The organism is Streptomyces thermovulgaris, assembly GCF_002155915.1.
Taxonomy (GTDB): Bacteria; Actinomycetota; Actinomycetes; order Streptomycetales; family Streptomycetaceae; genus Streptomyces; species Streptomyces thermovulgaris.
In genome coordinates this window covers 1-17,463 of sequence record NZ_MUME01000088.1, presented here as the reverse complement: position 1 = coordinate 17,463, position 17,463 = coordinate 1, and the positions used below count along the sequence as shown (strand labels likewise).

Sequence of the window (17,463 nt, the reverse complement as noted above, 5' to 3'; positions counted from 1 at the left end):
GGAATGCGGGCAGTGTCCTGAATCCGGAATGCGAGCGGCGCCGGAATCGTTCTCCTTCAGTGCCGTCGCCCGTGCACTGCGAGCGGCGGAACCGACGGGCCCGTTGTGACGGGCGGGCCCGCCTCAGACCGACAGGGAGACCCTCATGCTCTTCGGCCGAACGCCGCAGATGCCCACCCCCGAGCAGGCGCTCAAGGGCCGGCCCGCGCCTCTGTTCGAGGTCCCCGACCGCCACACGGTCCTCGGCACCCCGCTGCTCGGCCCCTACCCCGAGGGCCTGGAGATCGCCGACTTCGGCATGGGCTGCTTCTGGGGCGCCGAACGCAGGTTCTGGCAGCTCCCGGCGGGGGTGTGGACCACTCTGGTCGGCTACCAGGGCGGCTACACCGAGAACCCCACGTATGAGGAGGTCTGCTCGGGCCTGACCGGTCACGCGGAGGTGGTCCGCGTGGTCTACGACCCGAAGGCCGTCTCGTACGACCGGCTGCTGAAGACCTTCTGGGAGTCCCACAACCCCACCCAGGGGTACCGTCAGGGCAACGACGTGGGCACCCAGTACCGCTCTGCCGTCTACACCCACACCCCCGCCCAGGCAGCCGCGGCGGAGGCCTCCCGCGAGGCCTACCAGAAGGTCCTCACCGCGGCCGGCCACGGCACGATCACCACGGAGATCCTCCCGGCCGACGGCCGCCCCTTCTACCCGGCGGAGGCCTACCACCAGCAGTACCTCGACAAGAACCCGGCGGGTTACTGCGGTCTGGGCGGCACCGGGGTGTCCTGCCCGGTCGGCGTCGTGCCGGCCGAGAGCTGACGGCTCCGAGTGGGTTTCAGAACCTACGCACGCAGGGTCCGCGACGAGCGGCTGCCACTCGCCCGGCGGTACGCCGCCCTCAGACGTGCCGTCGGGCACTACTGCCCGCTCGGTTTCCACGCGACCTGGGCCTACCTCGCTGCGACAGCCTGCCCCTCCGCCGATCTGCGCACGGATCCGGCAGCCATGCTCCGCGCGCTGGACACGCTGGAAGCCAGCCGCGAAGTCCGGCTCGCAGAGGTGCGGGCACTCGCCGATCGCCGCTCCATGGAAAAGGCGGCCGGCCGGCGAACCCCTCGGCCCGTCGACACGGCGTTCCTGCGCGGTCTGTCCTGGCCCGGCGACACAGCGCCCTCACGTCCGGGACTCATCGCCGCCGTGGCCAACCGTCACGCGGCGTTCCAGCGTTTTCCCTTCCCGGACAGGACACTGTGCGACGACACCCAGGCACAACAGCTCGCTGGCCTGCGCGCCTGCCTCGACGCCTGCGCAAGGTCGTACCTGAGAGATCCCGGGCGGATGGACCGCGCAACACGCCAGGTCCTGGCCGGCACAGTCGACGGCATCCAGCGCCGCCTTCGCCCGGGCAACACGCCCCTGAACACCCACCTGCTGGAGTGGCTGTGCTTCGCCGCCCTCCTCACATACGCCGCGAAGACGTCTCCCGCCCCTTGAACGGTGGCACCAGCAGCACCTCGGCAAGAACCCGGCGGATTGCCGCGGCCCGGGGCGGCACCGGGGTCGAGCCGGCCACCCCGTTCGAAGCGAACCGGGAAGCCTCGTGCCCGGCGGGCATGGCTCCGGCGCGCGAAGTCACCGAAGACTCCGGCGACTACTCCGCCCGGACCGCCTCGAGGCGGGCGTCCACGGCGACGACACCGTCGATGCCCTGGCACAGGCCCACGACCACCGGGACGAGGCGCGGTTCCGGAACGTCGCCCCGCAGGGTGACGGCGCCCTCCCGGACCTCGACCTCGACGGTGCCCTCCTCCAGGCCGAGGATGCGTCCCAGCACCTCCCGCTCGACCTCGTCGCGGATGTCGTCGTCGGAGCGGACGAAGACGCTCAGCAGGTCGCTGCGGCTGACGATGCCGATCAGAAACCCGTGGTCGTCGACGACCGGCAGTTGCTTGACGTGCCTGTCGCGGAGCTCCCGTGCGGCCCGGGGGATCGTCCAGTCGGCACGGGCGGTGAAGACCGGGCTGCTCATGAGCGCGCTCGCGGTCCGGGCCCGGGCCTTGCCCCAGGCGTGCTCGTCGTCCCCGTCCTGCCCCTGCGCATCGGGCATGCCGGTCTCGTGCCGCAGCACGTCGGACGCGGACACGACACCGACGGGGGCGCCCTCGTCGTCGACGACCGGGATCGCGGCGACGTCGTTCGCGTCCATCAGGGAGACGATCTCGTGGAACGGTGCATCGGGGCGGAGGGTGACGACCTCCTCGGTCATCACGTCACCGACCGTGCGGCGGTGCAGCATGGCATCGGCCTCCTCCGCTTCGCGACGGCGCGACGCTGCGCTGCGGCCTTCGCGACCACTCGTCCATGCCCTTTTTCCTTGCCCCCTTCTTTCCATGACATCACCGCACCGCTTCGGCGACCAGTGACGTTCGTCCTGCCGGGGAGGACCGGCGGTCCCGTGGAGCGACCTCTCGCGCCACGGGCTCAGGGGGAGGACGCCGTATGGACCGGGTGGAGGCCGCGCGGGACCGCGTGCTCGGTTGGGTCCGCGCCCTGGAGGCGATCGATGCGGCCCTGACGCTGCGCGGGCATCGGACGGGGCTCTTCTTTCGGGCTCCGCCGTGGGCGGCCCCGGCCCCCTCACCCCCGGTGTCGTCACTTGTGTCGTCGATGCGGCGGCAGGCCGCACGTCCCGGCGGGCGGCCGGGAGCGGCGGTTCCAGGGTTCGCCGTTCGGTGTTTCAGCGGGAGACAATGGGGCTCCCGGGTCGGGTGAGGTGGTGCCGATGCCCGTATGGCATCTGCGGGACTATCACGACGACGATCTCGACCAGGCCATCCAGATCTGGGACCAGAGCCGTCTGATCGGCGAGGATCCCGTGTTCCCGGTCTCCGAGGTGATGGCCGCGGCCAGGGCCGGTCAGCCGGCGGTGGTCGCGACGGTCGGGGACGAGCTGGTGGGCATGGCCGTGGCCCAGGCGCACGGCAAGCGGGGCTGGATTCTTCTGATCGCGCTCGCCTCCCGCTGGCGCGAGCGCGGGATCGGCAGTGCGCTGCTCGGCGATCTGGAGCGGCGGCTGAGGGCCCTGGGCGTGCGGCACATCAGCGCGCTGCTGCCCGCGGGCGCCGCCGGGACGAAGGCCCTGGAGAACTCCGGCTACCGGCTGCGTGACGACCTGACCTACTACGAGAAATTCGAACCGGCCGGCGCCGCCAAGGTCGACGTCCTCGCGACGCTGGGCGGTCGCATGCTGCCCCAGGGGCTCTGGGACGCCATGGCGGGCATGGAGCGGGAGAAGCAGGTCGTCGAGCGCCGTGTGGTGCTTCCGCTGACGGAGCCGGAGCTGGCCGACCGCTACGGTGTCGTACCGCCCAAGGCGATCATCCTGTTCGGCCCGCCCGGCACGGGGAAGACCAGTTTCGCCCAGGCGGTCGCCTCCCGGCTGGACTGGCCGTTCGTGGAGATCTTCCCGTCCCGGCTCGCCGCCGACACGGGCGAGGGGCTGGCCGCGGCCCTGCGGGAGACCTTCGCGGAGCTGGCGGAACTGGACTCGGTGCTGCTCTTCATCGACGAGGTCGAGGAGATCGCCGCCGTGCGGTCCGGGAAGGCGGTCGACCCCGGGCACGGGGTGACCAACGAGCTGCTCAAGCTCATCCCCGTCTTCCGTGAGCGGGACGCGCGGCTGCTGGTGTGCGCCACCAACTCGGTCCGTTCCCTCGACCCCGCCTTCCTGCGGCCGGGCCGGTTCGACTACGTCATCCCCATCGGGCCCCCGGACCCGGCCGCCCGCAGGGCGATCTGGAGCCGTTACCTCGGGGACGCCGCCGCCACGGTCGACCTCGACCGGCTGGTCGAGGCCAGTGAGCTGTTCACGCCGGCCGACATCGGGTTCGCGGCCCGCAAGGGCGCACAGGCGGCGTTCGAGCGCGAGGTCACGCGCCGCGAGGGCCGGCCGGCCACCACCGAGGACTATCTGGGCGCCATCGCCGACACCCGGCCGACGCTGACCCCGCAGGCGATCGAGGAGTTCACCGAGGACATCGAGACGTACAGCCGGCTCTGAGCCGCTTTCCGGGCCGGCCGGCGCCGTGGGCCGCGGGTTTGTGCGTGCCCGTGTCCGCCCGTCGTGTTCCCGCCGCGGCCGCGGACGACCGTCCAGGTCGTGCACGACCGTCCGCGGCCGTGCGCGGCCGCCCGCTGTCACAGGTGCCGTGCAAGGTGCCCCGCCGACATCGCCGAGGCGGAGGACGAACACCCACCATGGTCACGGCTGCTGCCGTCTACGCGTACGCGATGCGCGCCCGGATCGCGCCGCACCTGCGTGCGCTGGGTTTCCAGGGGTCCGGTCAGCGGTACGAGCTGCCGCGCGAGAAGGCCTGGGCCCAGCTGGGCTTCCAGAAGTCCCGGGGCAACACCGCGAGAAGCGTGCGGTTCACCGTCAATCTCTCGGTGATCGGCAAGGCGGCCTGGGAGCGCGCCCGCGAGGAGGCGTCGTGGCTCCCGGGGCGGCCGAACCCGAATGTGCACCACGGCTCCAGGGGCGAGATGGTCCGGATCGGCCTCCTGCTTCCCTCCGGGTCCGACGTCTGGTGGGGCTTCGAGGCCGGGGAGGGCTCCGTCGAGGAGCTGGCGGAGCCCTGTGCGACGGACGTCTGCACGGCGATCACGGACTGTGCCGTGCCCCATCTGCACCGCGCCCTGGCGGCTCTTCCGTAGCCACGGACCCGGTACGCCCGGGGCACGGCCCGCTCCGCGGACGGACCGGACGGGGACGGCCCGCCCGAAGCGGGGCTTCGGGCGGGCCGTCCGTCATCCGTCACCGGCTCGCGTCGCGCCGGACTTCGCGGCTCGGCTCACTTGCCGTAGTACGCGTTGTAAATCGAGATCGTCGAGGTGTTGCCCTTCTTGTCGACGATCTTGGCGCGGTAGGAGACGCCCTTGCCCTTCGCCGGGTTCTTGACGGTGATCCTGCCCTTCTTGACGGTGACCTTCTTCCAGGTCTTGCCGTTGTCGTACGACACCCAGACGGACAGCGACTTGAGGTTCTTGCCCGCGGCGGCGCCCTCGACGGTGACCGGGAAGGTCGTCTTCTTGCCCGCCTTGACACGGTTGTCCGTGCCGGTGGTGGCCTTGAAGCGGGCCGAGGAGGCCGGGAGCTGGGTGGTGCGGGACGACTTCTTGGAACGGAAGGTCCAGGTCGCGTCGATGCGCGTGGAGGCGTTGGCGATCTTCGCGCTGCGGGTGACCGAAGCGGTCAGCTTGTACGCGGCGTCACCCGCGGGGACGGTGAAGGAGTCCCCGGTCAGCGGGTCGCTGTTGGAGCCGACCTTCTTGTTGTTGCGGTAGAGGGTCGTCTTCGCCGAGGTGATCTCCGAGTAGCCGGCGTGTCCGGCGGAGTCGGCGAACACCGGCAGCGAGCCGTAGATCTCGTTGCCGTCCCGGAACAGGCCGTGGTCCCGGCCCAGACGCGGACCGAACACCGCCCTGTTGAAGGTCTTGGTGTAGGTCTTGCCGCCCTTGAAGGTCTGCGGCGCGCCGAGCGTGTAGGACGCCTCGACGACCGGGAAGCCGTCGCGGTCACGGCCGCCGTACTGGTCCACGTCCATCGACCACTGGATGCCGTGGCCCGTCGACAGGCGCAGTGTGCGCGTGCCCGGCAGCTTCTGCTCGATCGGGAAGCCGATGACGAAGTCCTCGGGGAGGAAGCCGTACGTGGTGACGCCGCCGGTCTTGCGGGAGCCGCCCGCGGCCATGGCGACCTTCACCGTGGCGAGTTCACGTGCCGTGTAGTGGCGCGTCTTGCCGCCCTGGAACCGCTTGACCTTGGCGGTGGTCACCACGTTGTACTCGGTGCTCGCGCCCTTGGTCCACTGGCCGTTCCAGAGCTGGGTCAGTCCGCTGACGTCCCCGCCGAGGGATCCGGTGCGCAGGTCGGACCAGCGGTCGGCGTAGACACCGGCGCCGAATTCCGCCGGCTGGTAGTAGTAGCTGATCAGCGCCGACTGCTGCCGCGCGGACTTGTCCGGCACGGTGATGCTGGCCGCCTTGGCGGTCCGGGCGTCGATGGTCAGCGTGAGGTTCCTGGTCACGCTGAGCTTCGGCTGGACCAGCCAGTCCAGGCCGCCCTTGTAGCTCTGGGAGTCCTTCACGATCCAGGACTCCAGCAGGTACGTGCCCTTGGGCACGCGCACGGTCGTCGTGCCGGAGCCGGAGGGGGCCACCGGGTAGAAGCGGCTCTCGCCGAGGCCGGAGTAGCCGTACAGGGTGGTGTCGTGGTCGGCGGCGGGCTTGCCGTCGCGGCCGATGTGCTTGACGGTGACGTCGTAGGACTCGACCTCGCGGTTCACGGCCGCGGCCGTGCGGACGCTGTGCCCGCCGCCGGTCGCCGTGACGTACGCCGAGTAGGCGCCGTCCAGGGTGCCGCCCAGCCGGGTGTCGACGGTCAGGTCCACGGAGGCCTTGCCGCCGGCCGGGACGGTCACCTCGGTCGCGCCGAGCGTGAAGAAGCCGGACGGGGCCGCCTCTCCCCGGGGGTTGGTGGCCGTCAGGTCCAGGGTGAGCGTGACGTCCTCGGTGCCGAGGTTGCGGTAGGTCAGCTGCTTGGTGACCGGCTTGTCGTCGGTGTGCGGCCAGGCCTGGGTGCCGAAGCTCACCGACACCGGGTCGGCGATCACGGTCTGCCGGATCGCCCGGTCGACGGCGATGCGGCCGGCGCCCTGCTGGAACGCGGTGTACGGGCCGCCCTTGGCGGAGCCGGTCAGCGCGCCCTTGAGCTCGGCGTAGCCCCAGTCGGGGTGCTGCTGCTTGAGGAGGGCGGCGGCACCGGCGACGTGCGGGGTCGCCATGGACGTGCCGTCGATGGCGAAGTACCCGGCCGGGTTCTCGCCGATCTCCTGGCCGATGAGGCTGTTCTTGGCCGCGGCGGCGGTGATGGCGACACCGGGCGCGGTGACATCGGGCTTGACCGCGCTGTCGCCGACGCGCGGGCCGGTGGAGGAGAAGTCGGCGAGCTCGTCCTTCTTGTCGACGGCGCCGACGGTGAGGGCGGCGTCCGCGCTGCCGGGCGAACCGATCGACTCCGGGCCCTCGTTGCCGGCGGCGATCGTGAAGAGGACGTCCTTCTCGGCGGAGAGCTTGTTGACCGCCGCCTCCAGCGGGTCGATCCCGGGCGTGTCCAGGCCGCCGAGGCTGAGGTTGACGATGTCGGCGCCCTGCTGGGCGGCCCACTCCATGCCGGCGAGGATGCCGGAGTCGTCGCCGTAGCCGGAGTCGTCGAGGACCTTGCCGTTGAGGATCTTCGCGTCGGGCGCCACGCCCTTGTACTTGCCGCCCGACTTGGCGCCGGTGCCCGCCGCGGTGGAGGCGACATGGGTGCCGTGGCCGTGGCGGTCGGTGGTGCTGTTCGTCGCGGCGAAGTCCTTCGCCGCCACGACCTGGCCCTTCAGGTCGGGGTGGGTGGCGTCGACCCCGGTGTCCAGGACGGCGATCTTCACGCCCTTGCCGGTGTAGCCGGCCTTCTGGGCGGCGGGGGCGCCGATCTGCGGCACGGACTTGTCGAGGCTGACCCTGCGGACGCCGTCGAGCCAGACGTGGGCGACACCGGCGGCGGTCCTGTTCCCGTCGGTGAGCGCTTTCCACAGCTCGGGCGTGTCCTTCACCGGGGTCTGCACCGCGTCGGCGTTCAGCGTCCTGAGAGTGCGGCGCAGGGTGCCGGCCTCGCGGACGTCGGCCCGCGTGCCGGTGGCGGCGCCCTTGTAGCCGACGATGACCTTCAGGCCGTTCTTGAACGACCGCCGGGTGGCCGACTTGTTCAGCTCGGTGATGTCGAACAGACGTCGGTCCAGCGTGCCGGAGGCGATCAGACGGGCCGCGTCGGCCGGCACGACATAGGTGTGTCCGCCGGACCTGCGGACCTTCACGGGTATGTGCGCGCGCCCCTTGGCCCGCTTCAGGCCGACCACGTTCCCCTTGGCGTCCACGGTGACCCGGTCGCCGGTGATGAGGGTGATGTCGCGGTGGGCGGTGAGCCGGGCGGCGTCGGACGAGCGCTGCTCGGGTCCTGCCGAAGCCGGGCTGGTCAGACCCGCGGCGAGGACTACGGCTGTCGCGGCGGCAATGGTGGCCGCGCGCGCCTTGTTCACTTGTCTGCGCAAGAATCCCCCTGGGATATCAATGACCGGGTGAATCCCCTGTTCACCCGACCGGGGGAAGCCTCGCACAAGTGCACGCAGATCCCCCCGGCCTCTGCAGTATGCCGGGGGGTGATCACCTGCTCAACAAAGGGGTATGACAATCAGTCAAATGTGCGATCCGCACGAGACGCAGAAGAGGGCCGGAAAGACCGGGAAGTCCGGGATGCACCCCGGGCGGACGTCTACGCGCCCGTGTTCTCCTCGACGGTGATACGTCCCTGACGGATCGTCACCAGGCGGGACGCCTTCCGCGCGAGGGCGGAGTCGTGGGTGACCATCACGAACGTCAACCCGTGCTCCTTCCACATGCGTTCGAGCACGTCCATGATCTCGTCGCGTGTCGACTCGTCCAGGTTTCCGGTGGGTTCGTCGGCGAGCAGCACCTTGGGCCGCTTGACCAGGGCACGGGCGATGGCGACGCGCTGCTGCTGACCGCCGGACATCTCGCCCGGCAGATGCGTGAGCCGTTCGCCGAGTCCGACCGACTCCAGTGCCTCGGCGGCCCGGGCACGGCGCTCGGCGGCCCTGACGCCGAGCGGGACGAGAGCGGTCTCGACGTTCTCCTGCGCGGTCAGCGTCGGGATCAGATTGAAGGACTGGAAGACGAAGCCGATGTGCTCACTGCGCACCCGGGTGAGCCGGGCCTCGGACAGACTGGCCAGATCGATGCCGTCCAGGACGACTTCACCAGAGGTCGGCCGGTCGAGCCCGCCCAGCATCTGCAGCAGGGTCGACTTGCCGCCGCCGGTGGGGCCCTGGACGACCAGCCGGTCGCCGTCGCCGATGGTCAGATCGATTCCGTCGAGGGCCTGGACGGCGTCCTTGCCGCGGACATAGCGCTTGGTGACGCCTCTGAGTTCGTACATGGGAGGAACAGCTCCTGGGACACGGGGAGTGGGACAGGAAGAAGCCGGGCCGGCGGTGGACGCAGGGGGGCGCCGGGGGGAGGCCGGCCGGCGGCGGACACGGGAGTCGGGCCCGGGGAGCCGGGCCGGCGGCCCGGGGATGCCGGGCCGCCGTCTAGTCGACGCGCCGCAGCGCGTCCGCCGGGCGCAGCCGGGCGGCCCGCCAGCCGCCGAACGCGCCGGCGATCAGACCGCCGGTCACCGCCAGGCCGACCGCGAGGGCGATGGTGGTGGCGCTGACCGGCGCGGTGAGCGCCACCTCGAGCGAGGTCGTACCCGGCCCTCCGGGACCGCCGCCGAGGACGGCCCTTCCGCCGCCGGGACCGCCCGCCCCGCCCACGGGGCCGCCCATTCCGCCCAGAGGGCCGCCGAGTTGCGCCTGCAGCACCGGGCCGACCGCGGTCACCAGGTACGCGCCCGCCAGGCCGAGCGCGATGCCGAGGGCCCCGCCGGCCAGGCCGTTGACGACGGCCTCGCCGACCACCTGCCGGGTCACCCGGCCCGATGTCCAGCCCAGCGCCTTGAGCGTGCCGAACTCGCGCACCCGGCGGGAGACCGCCGAGGAGGTGAGCAGTCCGGCGATCAGGAACGCGGCCACGAGCACCGCGGCCGACAGCCAGGTGCCGACGCCGGTGGCCAGCTCGGCGGCGGTGGACAGGGAGCCGGAGACGGTCTTGGCCAGGTCGCTGGAGGTGGTGACCGTGGTGCCCGGGACGTTCTTCTGGATGGCGCTCTTGACGGTGTCGAGCTGCTGCGAGTCGGTCGCCTTGACGTAGATCGTGGTGACCTTGTCCTTCTCGCCGCTGAGCGTCTGCGCCTGCTTCAGCGGGATGTAGAGGTTGGCCGCCGCGTCCCCGCTGCTGGCGGTCGCGATGCCGATGACCTCGTAGGTGACGTCCTTGATGGTGACGGTGCTGCCGACCTCGAGCTTCTTCTCCTTGGCGTACGCCGCGTCGGCGACGGCCACCCGGGCGTTCGTCTCGCTCGTCCTGAAGCCGCGGCCGCTGGTGATCTTCGAGGAGGTCAGCGGGCCGAGCTCCGGCCGGGTGACGTCGGTGCCGTAGACCGTGTAGTGGTTGACGTCGAAGTCGGCGCCGCCGCCCTCGATCCTTGCCGGCGGCCCGCCGCCCGGCCCTCCGCCCGGTCCGCCGCGCTGCTCGCCGCCGTCCTGCCGGATCCGGCCGCGGGTGAACTGCCCGCTGACCTTCACCACGTCGAGGCTCAGCCCGCCGACGGCCGAGGAGACGCCCTTCTGGCCGGCGACCTCGGTGACCGTCGAGGCCGGCAGGGTGGCGAAGCCCTGGGTCATGACCAGGTCGCTGCTCTGGGTGTCCTCGGAGCCGTCGTCCTTCGCCTCGAACCGGAAGCGCGGGCGCTGTCCGCCCTTTGAGGGAGGCGCGGCCGCCTTGGTGACGCTCATGTCCGTGCCCAGCCCGTACAACGACTGCAGGACCTCGTCCTGCGCCCTGCTCATGCCGCGGGACACGGAGTTGACCACGATGACAAGGGCGATGCCCAGTGCGAGACCGGAGGCGACGACGAGGGCCGCCTTTCCGCGGCGGCGCAGTTCGCGCCTCAGACAGGTGAAGAACATGCGCCGCACGCTAGGGACGCACTCTGATGGAGCCGTAAGGCCGGCCTGAGAGAACGATGAAAAGGCCGATGCCGCCCCGAGGGGGCGGCATCGGTCATGCTGCGCGAGGGCCGTCGGGCTCCCGGGAACCCCGGGGAACCGTCAGATCGCCGATCCGGCCTTCCACTGCTCCCAGCTCATGTTCCAGCCGTTGAGGCCGTTGTCCGGGGCGACGGTCCGGTCGCCGGTGTTCTGCACGACCACGACGTCACCGATCATCGAGTTGTTGTAGAACCACGCGCCCGGCGTGTTGGGGTCGTCCGCGCCCTGCTTGTCCTCCAGGCCGACACAGCCGTGGCTGGTGTTGACCCTGCCGAAGACGCCCTTGCCCCAGTAGTTGCCGTGGATGAAGGTGCCGGAGGTGGTCAGACGCATGGCGTGGGGCACGTCCTTGATGTCGTACTCGCCCTTGCCGTCGTCGTCGGTGAAGCCGACCGTCGCGCCGTTCATCCGGGTCTCCTTGAACTTCTCGGAGATCACCATCTGACCTTCGTAGGTCTTGGTCTCGGGCGCACCGGCGGTGATCGGAATGGTCTTGACGACCTTTCCGTTCCGCGTGACCTTCATCTGCTTGGTCTTGGCGTCGACGTAGGAGACCTGGTTGCGGCCGATCTTGAAGGTGACCGTCTTCTGCTGGACGCCGTAGACGCCCTCGGCGCCCTCGACGCCGTCGAGGGCGAGCTTCAGCGTGACGGTGGAGTTCTCCTGCCAGTACTCCTCGGGACGGCAGTCCATGCGCTGGGAGTTGAACCAGTGGCAGACGACCTCCTGACCGCTGGAGGAGGTGACGGTGATGCCCTTCTGCACGGCCGCCTTGTTGGTGATGGCCTTGTCGAAGTTGATCGAGACGGGCATGCCGACACCGACGGTGGTGCCGTCGTCCGGTGTGAAGGTGCCGATGAAGCTGTTCGCCGGGGAGACCGTGGTGAAGGAGGCGTTCTCGTGGGCGGCGCGCCCCTGGGCGTCGGTGGCGCTCGCGGAGACCTTGTAGGTGGTGGCGCGCTCGAGCTGCCCGGTGGGCTTCCAGCTCTTCTTGTCGTCGGATATCCGGCCCTCGACGGGCTTGCCGTCGGCCGTCGTCATGGTGACCTTCGTCAGTGTGCCCTTGGTCACGGTGACGGTGGCGGAGTTGTTGATGGAGGCGTTGTTGGTTCCGTCCGCGGGTGTGATCTTGATCTGGGCCTCCGACGACTTCTGAGCCGCGGCCTGGTCGGCCTTGGCCTGCGAGGAGTCGCCGCTGCCGGCCGCGTCGCTGCTGCCGGAACAGGCCGTGAGCACCAGTACACCGCCGAGCAGTGCGGACGCGGCCATCAGGCGACTGCGCCGCTTACTGTTCGTCATCACACGCTTCTCCATCGTTTGGCGATCCCCAAAACCCCTCGGGCTTCCCGTCGCAGATCCTCAACGCTACGACCGTTTCGCCCCTTTTCCCATGCCGCCCGTATGTGGGCCTCACCACGTTCGACGTGCCGGGTCGGCCGGTACGTTCCGTGAGACGAAGAAACCCGAACGGTGGTTCCGGGCGGCGGTCACGACCGGGTTCCGACGATCCGGACGGGGTCAGCCGGGAAACCCGGGATGCTCCCTGCGGTCCACTCCCCCTCCGCCGTCTTCCTCCTCACCCTCCTCGTCGTCCCCGGCCCTCTCATCATCCTCGTCCAGCTCCCAGTCCGGTGCGTCGGGGTCGTACTCGATGTGCTCACTGGACCAGGACGCCTGCTGGAGTTCGACTCCCGGGATCCCCTCGGCCAGGACGACGGGGTCGACCAGATACGCCAGGGCCTCCGCGGTGTCCTCGGTCACAGCCCCTTCGAGCTGCCGCCGCTCCTCGGGGCCGAGTTCCCCGTCCTCCGCGATCCGGCGGCGGGCCCTGTCCACGACGGCGTCCTCGTCCGCGACCTCGAGGACCAGCTCGACGCGAAGCCGTACAAAGCGCGTTGTCTCCGTGGTGCTCATGTGCGGAGCGTACGGCTCAAACCTTCCGTGACTTTCCTGTGACCCGCGCTTTTCACTACCATCACCCCACACGGCCAATTCGCCAGCGCCACAAGGGGATCGATATTCCGTGTCATCCGCTCGCCGTACGTTGCTGACCGCCACCGCCGCGGGCACCCTGCTGGGCGCCCTGTGGTTCGTCCCCTCCGCGAACGCCTCGGTGGACGCCCCCGTGAGAGAGACGGGTCCGGCCGCGCAGACGACGGTCACGGAGCAGGGGCGGCCGGCGTCCACGACGGCGGAGGACGCCGGGACCCGGGTCGACCCCGCGGCCGAGGCCGCGACCGGGACCGGGTCCGGGACCCAGCTCGCCGCCACCGGAAGCATCGACACCACTCCCTACGTCATCGGCGGGACGCTTTTCCTCGCACTGGGTGCCGGTTTCGTGGTGTATTCCGTGCGACAGGAACGGTTCGACCTCTAGTCGGCCGAAGCTGCGACGAGTTGAGCGACTTGTGGCGTGAGGACGGCCGGGGCCCTCCGGAAAGGACGGGTTCCGGCCGTCTCTCCTTCTTCCCTCCGTCTCGCTCCTCCGGCCCTTCCCGGTCTTTCTGTTCTTCTCGCCCTTCTCTCGTTTCTCTCTCTTCTCGCTCTTCTCTCGTTTCCCTCGTTTCTCTCTCTTCTCGCCTTTCTCGCCGCTCGCGCCGTTCTCGTCGTTCTCGCCGCTCTCGTCTTTTTTTTCGCCGCCTCAGCGCAGCGGACCGACGACGGCCTCCGCCGCCGCGACGAGCCGGCCGTCGCGCACAAAGGCCTCCGCGGCGGCGAGGTCGGGGGCCAGGAACCGGTCCGGGCCGGGGCCGCCCACCCCCGCCTGCCGCAGGGCGTCGACGACCGCCCGGGTCGCCGGCGCCGGGGTCAGGCCCTCGCGCAGCTCGACGGCGCGGGCGGCGGCGTACAGCTCGATCGCGAGCACCCGGGCCAGGTTGTCGACGACCGTGCGCAGCTTGCGCGCCGCCGCCCAGCCCATGGAGACGTGGTCCTCCTGCATGGCGGAGGACGGGATGGAGTCGACGGAGGCGGGTACGGCGAGCCGCTTCATCTCGCTGACCAGGGCGGCCTGTGTGTACTGAGCGATCATCAGCCCGGAGTCGACACCGGCGTCGTCGGCGAGGAACGGCGGCAGACCGTGGCTGCGGTTCTTGTCGAGCAGGCGGTCGGTGCGGCGCTCCGCGATGGAGCCGAGGTCGGCGGCGGCGATGGCGAGGAAGTCCAGGACATAGGCGAGCGGGGCGCCGTGGAAGTTGCCGTTGGACTCCACACGGCCGTCGGGCAGGACGACGGGGTTGTCGACGGCGGAGGCGAGTTCGCGCTCGGCGACGAGCCGGGCGTGCGCGAGGGTGTCGCGGCCGGCGCCGGCGACCTGCGGGGCGCAGCGCACGGAGTAGGCGTCCTGGACGCGGGGGGCGTCGTCCTGGTGATGGCCGGTGAGGCCGGAGCCCTTGAGCAGGGCGAGCATGTTGGCGGCGGAGGCGCCCTGCCCGGGGTGGGGGCGGATGGCGTGCAGCTCGGGGGCGAGGACCTTGTCCGTGCCGAGAAGGGCCTCCAGGCTGAGGGCGGCGGTGATGTCGGCGGACTTGTAGAGGGTGTCCAGGTCGGCGAGGGCCATGATCAGCATGCCGAGCATCCCGTCGGTGCCGTTGAGCAGGGCCAGGCCCTCCTTCTCGCGCAGCTCGACGGGCCGGATGCCGTGCTCGGCGAGGAGGCCGGCGGCCGGGCGCACGACTCCGTCGGGGCCCTCGGCGTCGCCCTCGCCCATGAGGGTGAGGGCGCAGTGGGAGAGCGGGGCCAGGTCGCCGGAGCAGCCGAGGGAGCCGTACTCGTGCACGACCGGGGTGATGCCGGCGTTGAGGAGGTCGGCCATGGCCCGGGCGACCTCGGGGCGTACACCGGTGCGGCCGGAGCAGACGGTCCTCAGCCGCAGGAACATCAGGGCCCGTATCACTTCGCGCTCGACCCGCGGGCCCATGCCGGCGGCGTGCGAGCGGACGATGTTGCGCTGCAACTGGGTGCGCAGCTCCTGGCCGATGTGCCGGGTCGCAAGAGCGCCGAAGCCGGTGCTGACGCCGTAGACGGGGTCGGGCTTGGCCGCCAGAGCGTCCACGATCTCCCGGGCCGTGGCGAGAGCCGCCACCGCCTCGTCGGAGAGCTCGACGCGGGCATCGCCGCGGGCCACGGCGAGAACGTCGGACACGGTGACCCCCGACGTCCCCACCACCACAGTGTGCATATTCATATTCAGGAGCGTACGCAGTGAATGCAAGGGTGTCACCAGGGGAGCGCGAGATGTTCTTCCGCCCTCCTCCGCTCCCTTCGCCCCTCGGGGCCGCGCTCCTCCGCCCCTCCCAGGGGCCTCTCAGGGGGCACGGCCCCCCGGGGGCCTGCGGCCCCGGAAGCGGCGCCGCTCCGCCCCGGTCCGCGGTGCGGGCGGGGGCTCGTCGAGCAGGCGGACGACCGGGTCCTCGGGCCCCTCGCGGCCGGCGACGACCGGTCTGTCGGCGCGCAGGGCCTTCGCCCGGTACTGCGCGGCGTCGGCGAGCCGGAACAGCCGCCGGGCCGAGCGCACCGGCCCGATGTCGTCCTCGGTGGAGGCCACCCCGCAGGCGACGCCCTCCCCCAGCTCCAGCTCGGCCGCGCGCCGGCACAGCTCGTCGGCGGCCTTGACCACCTCGTCGGCGGACGGGCCGACCGCGAGCAGGCAGAACTCGTCCCCGCCGAGCCGGGCCACCAGGGCGCCGGGCACCATCGCCCCGCACAGCGAGAGCACGGACCCGAACCGTTCGAGGAGCCGGTCGCCGACGGCATGGCCGAGGGTGTCGTTGACCTTCTTGAGCCCGTTGAGGTCGCAGACGACGAGGCTGACGGGGACACCGTCCGCGCGGTGCCGCTCGATCGCCTCCTCCAGACGCATGTCGACGGCCCGGCGGTTGGCCAGCCCGGTGAGCGCGTCGGTGAACGCCAGACGGCGGGCCTCCTCCAGGCGCTCGGTCTGGGCGAGGCCGGCGGCGACGACGGCGGCCAGCACGGTGGCGAAGTCGGCGTCGGAGCGGGTGAAGAGGGGGGCGTCGGCCGTGCGGGCGACATAGAGCTCGCCCCATGCGCGCCCGTGCTGCACGATCGGCGCGACCACGCAGCAGCGGCGCCCGCGCCGGCGCAGGGCCGTGACGCGCTGGTGGCAGTAACCGGGACGGCCGGCGGCCGGCCCCTCGTCGGTCTCCACCCAGGCGTTGGGCTCGCCGCCCGCGGCCCAGCGTTCGTGCAGGAACTCGGTGATCTCCGGGAACTGGTGCACGGGGTAGGTCTCGTCCTCCGGGAACTCCTCCTCCCCCGGCGCCAGCTCCCCGACGTTCACCAGCACCCGCAGCCGCCCCCGCTCGCGCTCCCACACCGAGAGCGCGGCGAAGTTCCCCTCCAGCGCCTGGCACGCGCCGAGCGCGGCCGCCCGCCATGACTCGCGCGGGGTGTGCGCCGCCGCCATTCCCTGCGCCAGTTTCACGACCGCCGCCAGCCGCCTGTTCTCTCCCATCACCCCAGAGTAGGGACATTCGGGTCAAACAGGTGCACCCGGTGCGCCTGCCGGTGCACCACCGTGACAGCCGCTGCCTTGGGCGACCCGCGGGACCGGCGCGACCGCGGCGGCGCCGGACGGCCCTACTCCCCCGGCCAGCGCGGTGCGCGCTTCTCGTTGAACGCGGCCACGCCCTCCGCCCGGTCCCCCGAGAACGCCACCGAGCGCCAGGCCGCGTCCTCGACCTCGAGCCCGGCCCGCAGATCCAGCCCGTGCCCGAGCCGCAGCGCCCGCTTGGCCGCACGCAGCCCGACCGGCGAGTTCGCCGCCATCCGGGCGGCCAGCTCCAGCGCCTCCGCACGGTCCTGCCCCGCGTCGACCAGCCGGTCCACCAGTCCCAGCCCGTGCGCCTCCTCGGCCTCCAGACGCCGCGCGGTGAAGATCAGTTCGGCCGCCCGGGCCGCTCCCACCCGCCGCGGCAGCAGCTGTGTGCCGCCGCCGCCGGGAATCACGCCCACGGACACCTCCGGCAGGCCCACCACGGCCGTGCGGTCGGCCACGATCACGTCGCAGGACAGGGCCAGCTCGAAGCCGCCGCCGAGCGCATAGCCGTGCACCGCGGCGATCGTCGGCATCGGCAGCTCCAGTACGCCGGTGTACGCCGCGCGCGCGATCGGCCGCTGCCGCATCAGGTCGGCGTCGCTGAAGGAGTTGCGCTCCTTCAGGTCGGCGCCGACGCAGAACGCCCGCTCGTGCGACGACGTCAGGACCACCACGCGCGCGTCCCGGTCGGCGGCCAGCGCCGTGCACGCCCCGGTGATCGACCGGGCCATGTCCGTGGACACGGCGTTCATGGCCTTCGGGCGGTCCAGGACGAGCTCCGCGACGTACTCGTGCCGCCGCACCAGCACGAACTCCCCGAACCGCTCCTCGTTCACGGCATCCTCGCTCATCACACCCTCCTGGTTAACGAGGGTTAACAACGTAACAGGAGCAGAGGGGTCGGGTCACTACGTGTCCGCTGTCGAACTCCGACCCCTCGTTCGAGTGACATCTCGCCCAACCTTCACCGAACCCTCACCAAAGCGCATAGCGTGCGTCCCTCACGGCGCAGTGGCACGGCGCAGTGGGGGCGCGAGCGCATCGGGGAGGACTGCCATGACGACGGACACGGCCACCGTGCAGCGAAGGGACGCGGCCACCGTGCAGCAGGAGGCCCCGGCCGGCGCCGGCGCGCGGGCCTC

The 17,463-nt window shown here is 71.4% G+C and carries 14 protein-coding genes; 5 read left to right on the top strand and 9 right to left on the bottom strand.

Annotation, left to right across the window (positions count from 1 at the left end):
• The first annotated feature begins 145 nt into the window (after nucleotides 1-145).
• Entirely contained in the window at nucleotides 146-811 is a 666-nt protein-coding gene (gene msrA, locus CCN35_RS09605; protein ID WP_067397248.1) for a peptide-methionine (S)-S-oxide reductase MsrA, read from the top strand.
• A gap of 186 nt (nucleotides 812-997) precedes the next feature.
• On the top strand, nucleotides 998-1,486 hold the full coding sequence (locus tag CCN35_RS09600) for a hypothetical protein (RefSeq protein WP_067397247.1): 489 nt from the start codon (nucleotides 998-1,000) through the stop codon (nucleotides 1,484-1,486).
• Between the two features lie 157 nt (nucleotides 1,487-1,643).
• Here CCN35_RS09600 and CCN35_RS09595 read toward each other — a convergent pair whose 3' ends face one another.
• The gene (locus tag CCN35_RS09595; RefSeq protein ID WP_067397246.1) at nucleotides 1,644-2,288 is read right to left on the bottom strand and encodes a CBS domain-containing protein; all 645 of its coding nucleotides are present in this window, start codon (nucleotides 2,286-2,288) and stop codon (nucleotides 1,644-1,646) included.
• A 486-nt stretch (nucleotides 2,289-2,774) separates the two neighbouring features.
• Between CCN35_RS09595 and CCN35_RS09590 the strand changes: the two genes are divergently transcribed.
• Complete coding sequence (locus CCN35_RS09590) at nucleotides 2,775-4,052, top strand: ATP-binding protein (RefSeq protein ID WP_067397245.1); 1,278 nt, start codon at nucleotides 2,775-2,777, stop codon at nucleotides 4,050-4,052.
• Nucleotides 4,053-4,249: 197 nt separating this feature from the next.
• Nucleotides 4,250-4,705 carry a DUF4304 domain-containing protein gene (locus CCN35_RS09585; RefSeq protein ID WP_067397244.1) on the top strand — a complete coding sequence of 152 codons (456 nt, stop codon included), beginning with the start codon at nucleotides 4,250-4,252 and terminating at the stop codon, nucleotides 4,703-4,705.
• 137 nt (nucleotides 4,706-4,842) lie between these two features.
• Here CCN35_RS09585 and CCN35_RS09580 read toward each other — a convergent pair whose 3' ends face one another.
• The 5 genes from CCN35_RS09580 to CCN35_RS28310 form a co-directional block, all read right to left on the bottom strand.
• The gene (locus CCN35_RS09580; RefSeq protein ID WP_086792277.1) at nucleotides 4,843-8,142 is read right to left on the bottom strand and encodes a S8 family peptidase; all 3,300 of its coding nucleotides are present in this window, start codon (nucleotides 8,140-8,142) and stop codon (nucleotides 4,843-4,845) included.
• Nucleotides 8,143-8,363: 221 nt separating this feature from the next.
• Nucleotides 8,364-9,047, bottom strand: coding sequence for an ABC transporter ATP-binding protein (locus CCN35_RS09575; RefSeq protein ID WP_067397242.1), 684 nt, complete (start codon nucleotides 9,045-9,047; stop codon nucleotides 8,364-8,366).
• 154 nt (nucleotides 9,048-9,201) lie between these two features.
• The gene (locus tag CCN35_RS09570) at nucleotides 9,202-10,680 is read right to left on the bottom strand and encodes an ABC transporter permease (protein WP_086792275.1); all 1,479 of its coding nucleotides are present in this window, start codon (nucleotides 10,678-10,680) and stop codon (nucleotides 9,202-9,204) included.
• A 141-nt stretch (nucleotides 10,681-10,821) separates the two neighbouring features.
• Complete coding sequence (locus tag CCN35_RS09565) at nucleotides 10,822-12,060, bottom strand: L,D-transpeptidase (protein ID WP_067397318.1); 1,239 nt, start codon at nucleotides 12,058-12,060, stop codon at nucleotides 10,822-10,824.
• A 219-nt stretch (nucleotides 12,061-12,279) separates the two neighbouring features.
• On the bottom strand, nucleotides 12,280-12,675 hold the full coding sequence (locus CCN35_RS28310; protein WP_067397240.1) for a hypothetical protein: 396 nt from the start codon (nucleotides 12,673-12,675) through the stop codon (nucleotides 12,280-12,282).
• 109 nt (nucleotides 12,676-12,784) lie between these two features.
• Here CCN35_RS28310 and CCN35_RS09555 point away from each other — a divergent pair, with 109 nt between their 5' ends.
• Entirely contained in the window at nucleotides 12,785-13,138 is a 354-nt protein-coding gene (locus tag CCN35_RS09555; protein ID WP_236560702.1) for an LPXTG cell wall anchor domain-containing protein, read from the top strand.
• A 264-nt stretch (nucleotides 13,139-13,402) separates the two neighbouring features.
• Here CCN35_RS09555 and hutH read toward each other — a convergent pair whose 3' ends face one another.
• The 3 genes from hutH to CCN35_RS09540 form a co-directional block, all read right to left on the bottom strand.
• The gene (gene hutH, locus CCN35_RS09550) at nucleotides 13,403-14,941 is read right to left on the bottom strand and encodes a histidine ammonia-lyase (RefSeq protein WP_067397238.1); all 1,539 of its coding nucleotides are present in this window, start codon (nucleotides 14,939-14,941) and stop codon (nucleotides 13,403-13,405) included.
• A 126-nt stretch (nucleotides 14,942-15,067) separates the two neighbouring features.
• Nucleotides 15,068-16,237: a GGDEF domain-containing protein gene (locus CCN35_RS09545; RefSeq protein ID WP_067397237.1), complete on the bottom strand. Its 1,170-nt coding sequence runs from the start codon at nucleotides 16,235-16,237 to the stop codon at nucleotides 15,068-15,070.
• Nucleotides 16,238-16,362: 125 nt separating this feature from the next.
• A complete protein-coding gene (locus tag CCN35_RS09540; protein WP_067397317.1) occupies nucleotides 16,363-17,157 on the bottom strand; it encodes an enoyl-CoA hydratase/isomerase family protein in 795 nt (264 codons plus the stop codon).
• Nucleotides 17,158-17,463 lie beyond the last annotated feature (306 nt).

What these genes read in the sequence shown, in the direction of transcription:
- CCN35_RS28310 (WP_067397240.1), bottom strand. Translation starts at nt 12,675, where the DNA reads ATGAGCACCACGGAGACAACGCGCTTTGTACGGCTTCGCGTCGAGCTG.
- CCN35_RS09575 (WP_067397242.1), bottom strand. Translation starts at nt 9,047, where the DNA reads ATGTACGAACTCAGAGGCGTCACCAAGCGCTATGTCCGCGGCAAGGAC.
- CCN35_RS09545 (WP_067397237.1), bottom strand. Translation starts at nt 16,237, where the DNA reads ATGGGAGAGAACAGGCGGCTGGCGGCGGTCGTGAAACTGGCGCAGGGA.
- CCN35_RS09565 (WP_067397318.1), bottom strand. Translation starts at nt 12,060, where the DNA reads ATGACGAACAGTAAGCGGCGCAGTCGCCTGATGGCCGCGTCCGCACTG.
- CCN35_RS09570 (WP_086792275.1), bottom strand. Translation starts at nt 10,680, where the DNA reads ATGTTCTTCACCTGTCTGAGGCGCGAACTGCGCCGCCGCGGAAAGGCG.
- CCN35_RS09585 (WP_067397244.1), top strand. Translation starts at nt 4,250, where the DNA reads ATGGTCACGGCTGCTGCCGTCTACGCGTACGCGATGCGCGCCCGGATC.
- CCN35_RS09595 (WP_067397246.1), bottom strand. Translation starts at nt 2,288, where the DNA reads ATGCTGCACCGCCGCACGGTCGGTGACGTGATGACCGAGGAGGTCGTC.
- CCN35_RS09600 (WP_067397247.1), top strand. Translation starts at nt 998, where the DNA reads ATGCTCCGCGCGCTGGACACGCTGGAAGCCAGCCGCGAAGTCCGGCTC.
- CCN35_RS09590 (WP_067397245.1), top strand. Translation starts at nt 2,775, where the DNA reads ATGCCCGTATGGCATCTGCGGGACTATCACGACGACGATCTCGACCAG.
- msrA (WP_067397248.1), top strand. Translation starts at nt 146, where the DNA reads ATGCTCTTCGGCCGAACGCCGCAGATGCCCACCCCCGAGCAGGCGCTC.
- hutH (WP_067397238.1), bottom strand. Translation starts at nt 14,941, where the DNA reads ATGCACACTGTGGTGGTGGGGACGTCGGGGGTCACCGTGTCCGACGTT.